At 27.1% G+C, this 13,805-nt stretch carries 15 protein-coding genes and 1 riboswitch; of the genes, 7 read left to right on the top strand and 8 right to left on the bottom strand.

What is annotated here, in order from left to right; genetic code table 11:
- The 8 genes from Q0V09_RS03105 to Q0V09_RS03070 all read right to left on the bottom strand — a co-directional run.
- Window positions 1-703, bottom strand: a 703-nt coding sequence (locus Q0V09_RS03105) for a TSUP family transporter (RefSeq protein WP_297487105.1), incomplete at its 3' end; no start/stop codon positions are given.
- Between the two features lie 63 nt (window positions 704-766).
- Complete coding sequence (thiE, locus tag Q0V09_RS03100) at window positions 767-1,411, bottom strand: thiamine phosphate synthase (RefSeq protein WP_297404951.1); 645 nt, start codon at window positions 1,409-1,411, stop codon at window positions 767-769.
- Window positions 1,398-1,937 carry a sulfur carrier protein ThiS adenylyltransferase ThiF gene (gene thiF, locus Q0V09_RS03095; protein WP_297404949.1) on the bottom strand — a complete coding sequence of 180 codons (540 nt, stop codon included), beginning with the start codon at window positions 1,935-1,937 and terminating at the stop codon, window positions 1,398-1,400. Before thiF ends, thiE begins: the two co-directional genes overlap by 14 nt.
- Window positions 1,934-3,046 carry a 2-iminoacetate synthase ThiH gene (thiH, locus tag Q0V09_RS03090; protein ID WP_297404947.1) on the bottom strand — a complete coding sequence of 371 codons (1,113 nt, stop codon included), beginning with the start codon at window positions 3,044-3,046 and terminating at the stop codon, window positions 1,934-1,936. The genes thiF and thiH overlap by 4 nt, the downstream gene beginning before the upstream one ends.
- Window position 3,047: 1 nt before the next feature.
- Window positions 3,048-3,824: a thiazole synthase gene (locus tag Q0V09_RS03085; RefSeq protein ID WP_297487102.1), complete on the bottom strand. Its 777-nt coding sequence runs from the start codon at window positions 3,822-3,824 to the stop codon at window positions 3,048-3,050.
- Between the two features lies 1 nt (window position 3,825).
- Entirely contained in the window at window positions 3,826-4,026 is a 201-nt protein-coding gene (gene thiS / locus Q0V09_RS03080; RefSeq protein ID WP_297404942.1) for a sulfur carrier protein ThiS, read from the bottom strand.
- Between the two features lie 80 nt (window positions 4,027-4,106).
- Window positions 4,107-4,213: riboswitch (TPP riboswitch) on the bottom strand.
- 2 nt (window positions 4,214-4,215) lie between these two features.
- Window positions 4,216-5,709 carry a UDP-glucose--hexose-1-phosphate uridylyltransferase gene (locus Q0V09_RS03075; protein WP_297404940.1) on the bottom strand — a complete coding sequence of 498 codons (1,494 nt, stop codon included), beginning with the start codon at window positions 5,707-5,709 and terminating at the stop codon, window positions 4,216-4,218.
- Entirely contained in the window at window positions 5,709-6,896 is a 1,188-nt protein-coding gene (locus tag Q0V09_RS03070; protein ID WP_297404939.1) for a galactokinase, read from the bottom strand. The genes Q0V09_RS03075 and Q0V09_RS03070 overlap by 1 nt, the downstream gene beginning before the upstream one ends.
- Window positions 6,897-7,074: 178 nt before the next feature.
- Here Q0V09_RS03070 and Q0V09_RS03065 point away from each other — a divergent pair, with 178 nt between their 5' ends.
- The 7 genes from Q0V09_RS03065 to Q0V09_RS03035 all read left to right on the top strand — a co-directional run bounded on the left by Q0V09_RS03065 (window position 7,075) and on the right by Q0V09_RS03035 (window position 13,734).
- On the top strand, window positions 7,075-8,241 hold the full coding sequence (locus Q0V09_RS03065; protein WP_297404938.1) for an ROK family transcriptional regulator: 1,167 nt from the start codon (window positions 7,075-7,077) through the stop codon (window positions 8,239-8,241).
- Window positions 8,242-8,243: 2 nt separating this feature from the next.
- Entirely contained in the window at window positions 8,244-9,260 is a 1,017-nt protein-coding gene (locus Q0V09_RS03060; protein ID WP_297404936.1) for a galactose mutarotase, read from the top strand.
- A gap of 97 nt (window positions 9,261-9,357) precedes the next feature.
- Complete coding sequence (locus Q0V09_RS03055; protein ID WP_297404935.1) at window positions 9,358-10,485, top strand: ABC transporter ATP-binding protein; 1,128 nt, start codon at window positions 9,358-9,360, stop codon at window positions 10,483-10,485.
- Between the two features lie 110 nt (window positions 10,486-10,595).
- The gene (gene minC / locus Q0V09_RS03050) at window positions 10,596-11,288 is read left to right on the top strand and encodes a septum site-determining protein MinC (protein ID WP_297404933.1); all 693 of its coding nucleotides are present in this window, start codon (window positions 10,596-10,598) and stop codon (window positions 11,286-11,288) included.
- Between the two features lie 17 nt (window positions 11,289-11,305).
- Window positions 11,306-12,097: a septum site-determining protein MinD gene (gene minD, locus Q0V09_RS03045; protein WP_297404931.1), complete on the top strand. Its 792-nt coding sequence runs from the start codon at window positions 11,306-11,308 to the stop codon at window positions 12,095-12,097.
- Between the two features lie 12 nt (window positions 12,098-12,109).
- The gene (minE, locus tag Q0V09_RS03040) at window positions 12,110-12,364 is read left to right on the top strand and encodes a cell division topological specificity factor MinE (RefSeq protein WP_297404930.1); all 255 of its coding nucleotides are present in this window, start codon (window positions 12,110-12,112) and stop codon (window positions 12,362-12,364) included.
- 44 nt (window positions 12,365-12,408) lie between these two features.
- Entirely contained in the window at window positions 12,409-13,734 is a 1,326-nt protein-coding gene (locus Q0V09_RS03035) for an NAD(P)/FAD-dependent oxidoreductase (RefSeq protein WP_297404929.1), read from the top strand.
- The last annotated feature ends 71 nt before the right edge of the window (window positions 13,735-13,805 follow it).

Genomic DNA, 13,805 nt, shown 5'->3' with positions numbered 1-13,805 from the left:
CTTTAGAAACTGCAACCTTAGCTCCAATAGAGGCGCCTATTAACATAATTAAACCAATAGTAATTGAATAAATATAAGCGACTTTACCATAATAAATAAAAGTAATAACACTAGCAATATTACTAGCTAAATTTAAAAATTTTGAATTTCCACTTGCTTTAATAAAGTCTAATTTAAATATTTTAATAAAGCTAAAAATTATAAAAGAACCAGTTCCAGGACCAAAAAATCCATCATAAAATCCCAAAGAAAAAGCCATTAAAATTCCAAATTTAATATTTTTAGAATCAACACCAATAAAATTATCAGAATCTCCTAAATTTTTATTTTTTAAAGTGTAGATTAAAACAAAAATTAAAAGAAAAAAAGCTAAAGGATAAAGATATTTAGAATCGATTAAAATAACTGATTTAACTCCTAGTACAGCTCCTAAAAAAGAAAAAGGAATTAAAAATTTAATTAAAGACCAATTGACTTTACCAGAACGAGCAAATTTAAAAGCACTACCACTAGTTGAAAAAAATGCAGCTAATTTATTTGTTCCTAAAGCTACATGAGGATCAAGTCCAGCAGCTAAAAAAGCAGGAAGACTTATAAGTCCACCACCGCCAGCAACAGCATCAATAAAAGCAGCACAAAAGCAAGCAGTTCCAAGGAAAATAAAACTAGTTAAAGTAATTTGTGTAAAAAAGGTATCAATCATTATACTCCCCCAAATTTTATAAATTTGTTAAAAGTATAGCATTGTTATTTTTTTTTATCAAATTTATTTAGACAAAAAATTATGAATAAGATTATTTATATTTTTAGTTTTATTTAGTGTGTCTTTATTTCCAACAAGCTCAGAAACAAGAGCAATAGACGTGGCACCATTTTCTAAGACAGATAAAATATTATTTTCTTTAATTCCTCCAATCGCAACAAAAGGAATATTTGTATTATTTTTAACATAATTTAAATATTCAAAACCAACTGGAGCACAAACATCCACTTTCGTTTCTGTATTAAAAATTGGACCTACACCAATATAATTTACACCATCTTCAATAGCCTTTAGAGCTTGTTCTTTATTATGAGTTGATAAGCCTATGATTTTTTTATTTCCTAGTAATTTTCTAGCATAAGAAACAGGAATATCATCTTGTCCAATGTGTATTCCATCAGCTTGAGATAAAAGAGCAACATCAATATGATCATTTACTATAAAAAGTGTATTATATTTTTTAGTTAGTTCACGAAGCTTAATTGCTTCTTCAATTTTTTCTTTAATATTTTTGTTTTTTTCTCTATATTGTAAAATTTTTACTCCACCCTTTAAAAGTTCTTCACAATAAGTAATTAAATCTTTATTTTTTCCAGATTTTGAATCAGTTATTCCATAAATTCCAATAGGTAACTTAAAATTTTCCATCTCTATCTCCTATAATTTTTATAATCTCATTAGTCATTAAGCAAGAAATAAGCATAACCTTACTTGAATAAGTTTTATAAGTTGAAATATCACTATAGAAGTCCCCTACAATAGTAATATTTCCAAATTTCTTAACTTTTATATCATCAGTGGATAATCCACCAATTCCATTGGCAGATATAATAGGCTTATTTTTAAAAGTTTCTATAAGAAGAGTTTTAAACTCTTTTTTATCAAAAGCTTCAATGATAATATCGCAGTCCTCTAAAAGAGTATGAATATTTTGTGTAGTAATTTTCTCAATGATTGACTCAATTTTAACATCTGTATAGATCTTTTTTAAATTTTTTTCAAGAGATTTACTTTTAAATTCCCCAATTTGATTATTGAAAAAAAATTGTCTATTTAAATTACTTTTTTCAATTTTATCAAAATCAATAAGTTTTAAATTATCAATATTACTTCTAATTAAATGCATAGCAATATTAGATCCAATACCACCACATCCAGCTATTCCAATTTTCATATGTTTAACTCCCAATCTTTTAAAATAGGTTGATATCCTTTGTTTTTTAACATTTCTATAATTTCATCAACATTTCTATGGTCACTAATTTCAAATTGAGGAATCTCTTTTTTTGAGATAGAGTATCCACCAACTTCAGTAATAGAACCAGCTGAGAATTTAGTAACACCAAGAGGTAATAGATTGTCTCTAAAATCTTTAGTTTCCCTTGTTGATATATTTATTCCTAAAGTTGGAAAAGCAAGTCTATATGCTAATAAAAATTGTACAAAGTCAAAATCTGATACAATATTTTCAGGCTGAATATTATTATAAGCTTCTCTTATTCTAGGAAGAGATATTGAAAAATTTGTATTTAAATATTTAGTCATTAAATAACTACAATGAAGTCCTGCAAAAAAAGCCTCTTTTCTAGAAGAACCTAAACCAAAAAGAGTACCAATATTAATTGACCTTAAATTGGCTAAAGCACCTCTTTCAGGAGCATTTAATCTATATAGATAATCTGATTTATGACCTTTTAAATGGTATTTTGAATAGAGTTCTTTATCATAACACTCTTGATAAACTGTAAGACCATCTAAACCAATATTTTCTAAAACTTTATACTCTTCAATCTCTAGAGGTTGTATCTCTATAATTACAGTGGAAAAATATTTTTTTAAAATTTTAATACTGTTTGTTAAATATTCAATAGAGTTAACAATACTTTCACCTGTTAATAAAATAATACTGTGAACTTTTAAATTTTCAGAGATAAATTTAGCTTCTTGTTCAATCTCTTGATAATTAAGGTGTCTTCTTTTTATATTATTACTTTTTTTAAAACCACAATAAGTACATTCATTATCACAGATATTAGATATATAAAGAGGAGCATATAAGTGAATCTCTTTACCAAAAAATTGGTTTGTAATTAGATTAGATTTTATAGCCATTTCTTCCATGAATTTATTTCCAATAGGAGAAAGAAGAGATAGAAATTCAAGAGGCTCTAAATTTTTATCTCCACTTTTATTAATAATATTTTTAATTTCATTTTCACTAATTGAATCAAAAAAAGAATCAAAATTAAAATTGGTGTATTCATTTAAAATTTTTTCAAACATTTTAAACCACCGAATCTCTTAAAAATCCTGTTAAAGGAGACGAGGCAACAGCACTACTATTAATTTGAGCACACTTAGCTAAATATGCTTCTCTACCAGCTTCAATTGCCTTAGAAAAGGCTTTGGCCATTTGAACTGGGTTTCCGCTAGTAGCAATTGCAGTATCTACAAGAACAGCGCTACAGCCCATTTCCATAGCTTCACAAGCGTGAGAAGGTTTTCCAATTCCAGCATCAACAATAACAGGTAAAGTAGTATTTTCTATAATAATTTCAATCATAGGTTTAGTTAAAAGTCCTTTATTTGAACCAATAGGAGCTCCTAAAGGCATAATTGCAGCAGCCCCAGCTTCTTCTAATTTCTTAGCTGTAATTAAATCAGGATTTATATATGGCATAACAATAAATCCCTCTTGAGAAAGAACTTTAGTAGCTTTAACAGTTTCTTCATTATCTGGCATTAAATATTTAGAATCATTAATAATTTCAATTTTAATAAAATTACCACACCCTGCAGCTCTAGCTATTCTAGCTATTTTTATAGCTTCCTCAGCATTTCTAGCTCCACTTGTATTAGGAAGCAGTTTTATATTTTTTGGAATGGAATCTAAAATATTTTCGCTTTTTCCTGTTAAATCAACTCTTCTAAGAGCTATAGTTATCATTTCACTTCCACAAGTATTTAGCATCTCTGTAATTAAACTGTATTTAGAAAATTTTCCACTTCCAGTAATTAATCTGTTTTTAAACTCAATATTTCCTATAATTAACGTATCCATATTACCCTCCTGAAACAAATCTTAATATTTCTATTTCACAATTTTCATAAATTTCACAATTGTATTCACTTTTTTCAAGAACCTTGTTATTTAGCAATACAACAACACTATTTATATCTAAGTTTAAAGAATTTAAATATTCGTTAATGGTTATATTTGTTTTAGTAGAACTATTTTCACCATTAAGTTTAAAAATAATCAAAATTTACCCCCTTAAAAATTATTTTTAATAAAAAAAGCTACACCTAAAATAGGTATAGCTTTATAGTTAATTAAAGTTTATTTAATTAAAAATAGCTTTCCTACGCTGGCTTTAACCAAATCAGGTTCGAAGGGTTAACCATTATTAAATGGTCTCTCAGCTAAAAAAAGCACCCCTAGCAAATTCATTTTACAATATATTTATAAATTTATCAAAATATTTTTTTCCGCTTTCAGTTTTTTTGAATACTCCAGAGTGTTCAAGAACTGTAGCAAAAGTTTTTCCAATCTCTTTTTTTAAGATATCTGTAGTTATCTCATTTTTATATTTTTCAGTTATTTTTTCAATCCAGTTAAAGTGTTTTTTTAAGGCCTCATCTTTTAAAATTAGATCTTTCCAGTTGTTATTTTTTAGAAGAGTTTCTAAATCGGCCATTTCTTTTTCAAGTCTTCCAGGTAAAATAGCAACACCCATAACTTCAATAAGTCCAATATTTTCTTTTTTAATATTATGGACTTCACTATGAGGATGGAAGATACCCATAGGATGCTCGTCATTTGTTCTGTTATTTCTTAGAGCTAAATCCATTTGATAGTTTTCTCCTAATTTTCTTACAATAGGTGTTATTGTATTATGTGGAGTTTCATTTGAAAAAGCAAGAATATTAGCATCAATATCTGAATAGTTTTTCCATTTATTTAAAATATGTGTAGATAATTTTAAAATATCATTTTTATTTTTTCCAGTTAAACGAATAACAGATATAGGCCAATTAACTATAGCACAGCTGATTTCTGGAAATTGATTAACTTTAAACTCTTTTTCTACACTAGCTTTAGCCATTGGAAAAATATGTTTTCCAGCTTGATAGTGGTCATGTGATAAGATAGAGCCACCAACGATTGGGAGATCGGCATTTGATCCAATACAATAATGAGGATATTTTTCCACAAATTCTAAAAGTCTTGAAAAGGCATTTTCATCAATTTTCATAAGCCTATGTTCTTTACAAAAAACAATTGAATGTTCATTATAATAAACATAAGGAGAAAATTGTAAAAACCACTCTTCATTTCCTAAAGTTAAAGGTATAACTCTGTGGGTTTGTCTAGCTGGATGATTAAGTCTTCCTCTATAACCAACATTTTCAATACAAAGTAGACAACTTGGATATGAAGATTGAGGCATATTTTTTTCTCTTTCAATATCTTTTGGATCCTTTTCAGGTTTAGCTAAATTAACAGTTATTTCTAAATCTCCATAAGTGGTTTGAGATAACCAATATAGATTTTTTTCAATACGTTTAGATCTAATATAATTTGTAGCTTTTGAAAAGTTATAATAGTTGTATGTTGCAGTTTCAGGAGAGATACTATAGTCTTTATAGAAAGTTTCAATAACCTCTTTAGGTCTTGGAATAACATAGTTCATAATTTTTGTATCTAAAAGTTCCATTTCAGCTTTAGAATCATTTATTAAACTATTATCAATAGCCCATAAACACATATTTTCTAATAAAGTTTCTAAATCTCTATTTTCTAAAATGTTATTAGGAAAATTCCACTCATCAAGATTAAAACAATCTAAAAGTAAATTTCTAGAATATATCTCTTCATGTGTTGATATAAGGTTATATTTAAGAGAATAATTTAAAAGTTCCTGAATTAAAGAGTATATATTCATTAAAAATCACCTAACTTTCTAGCCCCTTCACCAGGTTTAGCTATATAGAAATCAGCTTTTAAATTAGTTTTTTCAAAATATTTATTTCCAACATTTTCTATAAAAGAATCAATATATTCATTTTTAACAAGAGAAACAGTACAACCACCAAATCCAGCTCCTGTCATTCTAGAACCAATAACTCCATTTTCCTCCCAAGAAGCCTCAACAAGAGAGTCAAGTTCTATTCCAGTAACCTCATAATCATTTTTTAAAGAGATATGCGATTGATTCATTAATAATCCAAAAGTGTTAATATCATTATTGCTTAAAGCTTCCATAGCTTTTAATACTCTTTCATTTTCAGTAACAGCATGTTTTACTCTTTTTTTATTTTCATCTGAAGATATTAAATGATTGTATTTTTCAAACTCTTCAAAGGACATATCACAAAGAGAGGAGATATTAATATTATTTTCTTTTAATTCACTTAAAGCATTTTCACAAGAAGCTCTTCTCTCATTATATTTTGAATCTCCAAGACCTCTTCTTTTATTTGTATTTGCAATTACAATGGATATATTATCTAAAATGAAAGGAGCATAAGAATATTCTAAAGAATCACAGTCTAATAAAATAGCATTATTCTCTTTTCCCATACCTATAGAAAATTGATCCATAATTCCACAATTAACTCCAATAAATTCATTTTCAGCTTTTTGACTTAATTTAACCATATTAATCATATTAATATCTAAATTAAAAATAGATTTTAAAATAACAGAAGTTAAAACCTCTATTGATGCAGAAGAGGATAAACCAGCACCATTTGGAATATTACCAAAAAATAAAATATCAAGTCCATGAGTTATATTAAATTCTGAATTTATAAAAGTGCCAATAACTCCCTTTGGATAATTAGCCCAATCATCTTTTTTATCAAAAATTAAATTATTTAAAGAAAATTCAAGCATTCCTATATTTTCAAAATTTTTAGAAAACATTCTAAATTTATTATCTTCTCTTTTTGTAACAACAGCATAAGTTCCAAAATCTAGAGCGCAAGGAAAAACTTTACCTCCGTTATAATCAATGTGTTCACCTATTAAATTAACTCTTCCAGGAGCAAAAAAAACTTCAGTTTTTTCATATGCATCCTTTTGAAATTCTTTTTTAAAATCTAAAATTAATTCATTAATTAAATTCATAATACCCTCCATAAATAAAGATTCTATTTTTATGAGTATACTTTATTATTCTATATATTTGAAGTTTAATATCTATTTTGAAACAAACATAATTAAAAAAGTAAAAAAAGTTCGTAAAGCATATATTGACTTAGAAAAAAGTAAAAGGTATGATAGAGGTATTAGTAGGAGGTATATAATGAAATTTACAGGCTCTCAATTAAAAATTTTAGAAATGATAAAAGAAAATAGATTTATATCACGGAAAAAAATAGCAGAGGAATTAAAATTAACTCCTCCTGCAATAACAAAAGCTTTAGAACCTCTTCTTCAGGAAAATGTAGTTTTAGAGCATGCTATGGGAAAATCTACAGGGGGAAGAAAACCAGTTGAATTGATCTTAAATGAAGAATGGTTAGGAAAAGTTTTAGGGATTTCATTAACTCCAACATCTCTTGTTGTAACAGTAGGAAGCGTATTAGGAGAAATTATTGAAAGTTACACTTATAATATTAATTTGAAAACTTATTCTATTTTAGAATTAGAAGAAATAATAGAAAAAGAATTAGAAAAAAGAATAGATATAAGAATTTTATCAATTGTATCAACAGGGTTAATCAATCCAGAAACAGGAGTTCTTATTTTTTCACCACATTATAATTGGAAAAAGATAAATTTAAAAAGTGAATTAGAAAAAAAGTTCAAATTAGTAATATTAGTTGAAAATGATGTTAGAGCGATGGCATTAACAGAAAAATATTTTGGGAATTGCAAAGATTCAAAAGATTACGTTGTTTTAAATATCTCTGAAGGTGTGGGAAGTTCTATTTTTGTAAATGAGAAATTACTGTCAGGCCATGGTTTTATGTCTGGAGAGATAGGACACGTTGTTATGGATAGAACAAGTTTAAGAAGATGTTCTTGTGGAAAAAGAGGGTGTTTAGAAGCTGAAGTATCGAATTTAGCAATAATAAATAGACTTATTTCTATGATAAAATTAAATAATTATAGTAGTTTAAAAGAGATTTTAAATACAAAGGGAAAAATTACAATAAAAGATGTATTAAAAGCTGTGGAAAAGAGAGATTTTTTAAGTACAAAGGTAAGTACAGAAGCTATGGTAATGATAGCACATAGTATAGACATGATTATCTCTTTATTAAATCCAGAAAAAATTGTTCTTATGGGAGATATATTTCAAGAGAAGTTATTAATGAGTACATTAAAATTGGAATTACAAAAAGTGACCTTAGATGAACAAAAGTATGATCTTTCAGTTTCAAAAATATTGGATAAGGTTCATATATATAATCCAATTTCTGTTGTGATTCATAATTTATTTAAAAAAGAGATATGGAGGAGATAATATTGGATATTCAAGTAACAAAATTTGGTCTATTAGAAAATGGGAAAGAAGTTTTTAATTATAAAATAAAAAATAAATATTTAGAGATAGAGATTCTTTCATTGGGAGGAATTATAAAAAGTTTAAAAGTCCCAGATAAAAATGGTGTTTTTGAAAATATCGTTTTAGGGTATGAAACTTTAAAAGAGTATGAAAATGATAAAAATCATTATTCATGTATAACAGGAAGAAATGCTGGAAGAATAAAAAATGGTATTTTAAAGATAGATGAAATAGAGTATTTTTTAGAGAAAAATAATGGAAATAATAATTTACATGGAGGACCAAATGGTTTAAATAAAATGAACTGGGAAGGGGAGTTTTTATCAGTAAAAGAAAATAAAGCAATATTATCTTTAAAATTGAAAAGTGAACATTTAGAATCTGGATTTCCCGGGAATGTAGATTTTATTGTCAATTATATAGTTGATGGGAATACTTTAACTCTTGAATATCTTGGAACTCCAGACAGAAATACATATATAAATTTAACAAATCATGCTTATTTTAATTTATCTGGAAATATGGGAAAAGATATATTAAATATGGATTTAAAGTTAGAAATAAAAGGATATGGAAAAGTGGATAAAGAAACATTACCAATAGAATATGATTATAAAGAGTGTATAATTGAAAAAAATAAAATAAATAAATTAAATGATGTAATAAAAAGTGAGCATGATCAGGTGAAAATTGTAGGTGGTGGAATTGATCATCCATTTATTCTATCAAAGGATAATATATACGATGGAGTTTTAGTGGATGAAGAAAGTGGAAGAGTATTGAAATTTAAAACAGATCAACCAGTTGTAGTAATATATACAGGTAATTTTTTAGATTTAAAACACACAGGAATTTGTTTTGAAACTCAAGATTATCCAGATGTATTTAATTCTGTTCCTGAAAAAATTAATATATATAACGAAAATAATAAATATTATCAAAAAACTACGTTTGGTTTCGAAACAAAATATATATAATCAAAACTGACCATATAAAATATTAATTATATTAAAATCAAAAAATACTATATAATATACACAGATTTAGTAAGTATATAAGGAGGAAGTAATTAATATGGCTGAAGTTAGATTAAAGAAAGTTGAAAAACAGTATCCAAATGGTTTTAAAGCAGTTCACGGAATAGATCTTCATATTGAGGATGGAGAGTTTATGGTTTTTGTAGGTCCGTCAGGATGTGCAAAATCAACAACATTAAGAATGGTTGCAGGATTGGAAGAAATTACAGGTGGAGAAATCTATATAGGAGAAAAACTTGTTAATGACTTACCTCCTAAAGATAGAGGAATAGCTATGGTTTTCCAAAACTATGCTTTATATCCACATATGACAGTATATGAAAATATGGCTTTTGGATTAAAAATGGCAAAAGTTCCTAAAAATGAGATAGATATTAGAGTAAGAGAAGCAGCAGAGAAGCTTGAAATAACTGACTTATTAATGAGAAAGCCAAAAGAGATGTCTGGAGGACAAAGACAAAGAGTTGCTGTAGGAAGGGCTATTGTTAGGAAGCCAGAAGTATTCTTATTTGATGAACCTCTATCAAACCTAGATGCTAAATTAAGAGTTTCAATGAGGGTTAGAATAACTCAGTTGCATAAACAATTAAAATCTGAGGGGCAAAATGCAACTATGATATATGTAACACATGATCAAGTGGAAGCTATGACAATGGGAGATAGAATTTGTGTATTAAATTATGGAAAAATAATGCAAGTTGATACACCTTTAAATTTATATAATTTCCCTAAAAATAAATTTGTAGCTGGATTTATAGGATCACCAGCAATGAATATAGTTGAAGCTAAATTAATAGATGATAATAATAAAATTTATTTAGAAATTTCAAGTGGAGATAAAATAGAAGTTCCTAAAAATAAAATAGAGAAATTAAAATCTTATATTGGAAAAAAAGTATGGTTTGGAATTAGACCAGAAAATATAGGAAATGAAAAAACTAATCCTTTACCAGAAGAGTTGAAAGTAAAGGGAAAAGTAAATATCGTTGAGCAAATGGGTAATGAAGAGTTTATATATTTTGTAATAGGTGATACACAGTATTCTTCAAGAATACCTGTAGAAAAATCAACAGGAATAAACTTTAATCAAGAAGGACAATTTTACTTTGATATGGAAAAGTGTCATATTTTTGATTTTGAAACAGAAGAAAATATATTATTCTAATTATAAGGGGCTGTTAAGCCCCTTTTTTATTGGTATAAATGTATTGCCGTTTGAATTTAAAAATGTTATAATTCAGTGATTGTATAGAATATTTGTATAGGAGTGTAAATATGAATGACTGTGTAATTTTAAAAGGTAAAAAAGATAGGCTAGTTGTTCAATTAGACGATAAAGTTGACTTTAACACTTTAAAAGAAAAATTTACAGAAAAAATAAAACAAGCAGAAAGTTTTATAGGTGAAGCAAAAATTGCCATAGAGTTTATTAATAGAAATTTAAATGAAATAGAGGAAAATATATTAATAGGAGTAATACATAAAGAAACTAAAATAGATATAGCCTTTGTTTTTTCAGAAGAATCAGCCTTATCTCAGTTACCAAAGATTAATCAGTTTCCTTTTGAAAATTTAAAAGATATAACAGATGAGGGAGTAACAAAGTTTTATAAAGGTACTTTAAGATCTGGTAATTCAATTGAATTCAATGGGAATGTGGTTGTTTTAGGAGATGTAAACCCAGGAGCCATGATTAAAGCTAAAGGAAATATTATAGTTTTAGGATATTTAAATGGAACAGTATATGCTGGAGAATTAGAAGGAAGTGAGGCATTTATAGGAGCTTTTTCACTGAATCCTATTCAAATAAGAATAGGACAAGTTATAGCTAAAAATCCAAGTACGAATATCTTAGATATAAATAAAGTAAAAAAGACAACAGATTTTGAGGTAGCTTATTTAAAAGATGGAAATATATTTATAGAGAAATTTAATAAGCTTACCTTAGAAAATATGACTAAAATATAGAGCTTTAAGGAGGAGTTATGGGAAGAGTTATTGTTATTACATCAGGAAAAGGTGGAGTAGGAAAAACGACAAGTAGTGCAAATTTAGGTGCAGCTTTGGCTATGCAAAACCAAAGAACACTTTTAATAGATACAGATATTGGGTTAAGAAATTTAGATGTTGTTATGGGCCTTGAAAATAGAATAGTTTATGATTTAGTAGATGTAATAGAAGGTAATTGTAAGCCTAAGCAAGCTATAATAAAGGATAAAAGAAATGATAATTTACATTTATTACCAGCAGCACAATCGAGAGATAAAAATGCAGTTTCACCTGAGCAAATGAAAGCTTTAATAGCTACATTAAAAGAGGAATTTGATTATATACTAGTAGATTGTCCTGCAGGAATAGAGCAAGGGTTTAAAAATGCAATAGCAGCGGCAGAAGAAGCATATGTTGTAACAACTCCAGAAATATCAGCTGTTAGAGATGCTGATAGAATAATTGGGTTATTAGAAGCAAATGAAATAAGAACTCCAAAATTAATTGTAAATCGTTTAAAAATGAATATGGTTAAAGATGGAAATATGCTGAGTGTAGAAGATGTAACTGATATATTGGGTATTCAACCTATTGGAATCGTTCCTGATGATGAAAATATAGTTATTTCTACAAATAAAGGAGAGCCTTTAGTTTATAAAGGAGAGTCTCTTGCGGCTAAAGCATATCAAAATATAGCTAATAGAACTTTAGGAAGAGAAGTTCCATTTTTAGATTTAGATCCTAAAGTTGGATTTTTTGATAAAATTAAAGAAATTTTTAAAAAGTAAAAGGAGGTAAGCATGGGAATTTTTGACTTTTTTGCAAAGGAAAAGACAAGTTCAGTAGCTAAAGATCGTTTAAAATTAGTATTAATTCATGACAGGACTATGTTATCTCCAAAGGCAATGGAACAATTAAAAGATGAGTTAATTGCAGTAATATCAAAATATGTTGATATAGATAGAGATGCATTGAATATTGAAGTGTCGCAAGAAACAGATAATGGAAGAGATACAGCTTTAGTAGCTAACATACCAATTAAAATAAGAAAATAGCACTTTTTAGAGCTATTTTTTTTTATTCAAAAAAGGAGGTATATATGAAATACGATTGCATAGTAATAGGTAGTGGGGCTGGAGGATTAACAGTAGCTTTTGGACTTGCAGGAGCTGGGAAAAAAATATTATTAATAGAAAAATCAAATGTGGGTGGAGAATGTACTTGGTCGGGTTGTGTTCCATCTAAAGCTTTTATAAATCTATCTAAAAATCAAATGCCGATAGAAATAGCTTTAGAAGAGGTTAGAAAAGTAATAAAAAATATTGCTGGGAAAGAAGATCCAATTGTTTTAAAAGAAAAAGGAATAGATTACATAAAAGGAATAGGAAAATTTATTAAAGAAGACAGTATTGAAGTTAATGAAGAGATATATACTGGTGATAAAATAGTAATAGCAACAGGAAGTAGTCCGTTTATTCCTCCAATTAAAGGATTGGAGAATATAGACTATTTAACTAATTCCAATTTTTTCATTCAAAAAACAATTCCTAAAAAACTTGTAATGATAGGTGGAGGAGTAATATCTTTAGAATTATCTTTTGCCTTAAAAAGATTTGGAATAGATGTTACTATTTATGAAATTGGAGAGAAGTTAGTTCCAGTTGAGGATGAAGAGATTTCAGAATTTTATAAAAATAAACTTAGAAAAGAGGGAATTGAATTATATTTAAACTGTGGAAATATAGAATTAAAACAAGAAGGGGATAAAGTTCAAGTTATAACAGAAAATAAAGTAGAAGAGTTTGATAAAATTTTTATTTCAACGGGAAGAGTTCCTAATATAAATGGATTAGATTTAGAAAAAACAGGAGTGTCATATTCAAAAAGAGGAATAAATGTAAATGAAAATATGCTAACAGATAATAAAAATATATATGCTATAGGTGATGTTGTAGGCCCTTATAGATTCTCTCATATGGCTGGTTATAATGGGGAGATTGTAGTTAGAAATATACTTTTTCCTTATATTAAGAAAAAAGCAGATTATAGATCTATTCCTTGGACAATATTTACAAATCCAGAATTTTCTAGAATGGGAATAAACGAAAGAGAAGCTATGGAGTTAAAAGAAAATATAAAAATTTATAAACTTTTAGGCAAAGATAATGAAAGATCTATAATATCATTAGAGGATGATTTTTATTTGAAAGTAATTTGTGATAAAAAATTTAGAGTAATAGGTGCTTGTTGTATTGGAGATAGAGCAGGAGAGATAATTGGTTTACTTCAATTTATGAATAGTCAAAATCTTAAATTCTACAAATTAATGGAATCAATCCAGGCTTATCCAACATATATAGATTCTTTACGAAAATTATCTAAATTAGCCTATGTTGATCATTTAAAAGAACTAGTAAAAATATAAAAAATGTACTATTAGTGAAATAAATAATATGATATAATAATTAATATAATACTTAATTAATAATTAATGAT

This window comes from uncultured Cetobacterium sp. (assembly GCF_947039425.1).
Taxonomy (GTDB): domain Bacteria; phylum Fusobacteriota; class Fusobacteriia; order Fusobacteriales; family Fusobacteriaceae; genus Cetobacterium_A.
This window is presented reverse-complemented; position numbering and strand designations above follow the sequence as displayed.

What these genes read in the sequence shown, in the direction of transcription:
- minC (WP_297404933.1), top strand. Translation starts at nt 10,596, where the DNA reads ATGAATGACTGTGTAATTTTAAAAGGTAAAAAAGATAGGCTAGTTGTT.
- Q0V09_RS03035 (WP_297404929.1), top strand. Translation starts at nt 12,409, where the DNA reads ATGAAATACGATTGCATAGTAATAGGTAGTGGGGCTGGAGGATTAACA.
- minE (WP_297404930.1), top strand. Translation starts at nt 12,110, where the DNA reads ATGGGAATTTTTGACTTTTTTGCAAAGGAAAAGACAAGTTCAGTAGCT.
- Q0V09_RS03075 (WP_297404940.1), bottom strand. Translation starts at nt 5,709, where the DNA reads ATGAATATATACTCTTTAATTCAGGAACTTTTAAATTATTCTCTTAAA.
- Q0V09_RS03065 (WP_297404938.1), top strand. Translation starts at nt 7,075, where the DNA reads ATGAAATTTACAGGCTCTCAATTAAAAATTTTAGAAATGATAAAAGAA.
- Q0V09_RS03085 (WP_297487102.1), bottom strand. Translation starts at nt 3,824, where the DNA reads ATGGATACGTTAATTATAGGAAATATTGAGTTTAAAAACAGATTAATT.
- Q0V09_RS03055 (WP_297404935.1), top strand. Translation starts at nt 9,358, where the DNA reads ATGGCTGAAGTTAGATTAAAGAAAGTTGAAAAACAGTATCCAAATGGT.
- thiH (WP_297404947.1), bottom strand. Translation starts at nt 3,046, where the DNA reads ATGTTTGAAAAAATTTTAAATGAATACACCAATTTTAATTTTGATTCT.
- thiE (WP_297404951.1), bottom strand. Translation starts at nt 1,411, where the DNA reads ATGGAAAATTTTAAGTTACCTATTGGAATTTATGGAATAACTGATTCA.
- thiF (WP_297404949.1), bottom strand. Translation starts at nt 1,937, where the DNA reads ATGAAAATTGGAATAGCTGGATGTGGTGGTATTGGATCTAATATTGCT.
- minD (WP_297404931.1), top strand. Translation starts at nt 11,306, where the DNA reads ATGGGAAGAGTTATTGTTATTACATCAGGAAAAGGTGGAGTAGGAAAA.
- Q0V09_RS03070 (WP_297404939.1), bottom strand. Translation starts at nt 6,896, where the DNA reads ATGAATTTAATTAATGAATTAATTTTAGATTTTAAAAAAGAATTTCAA.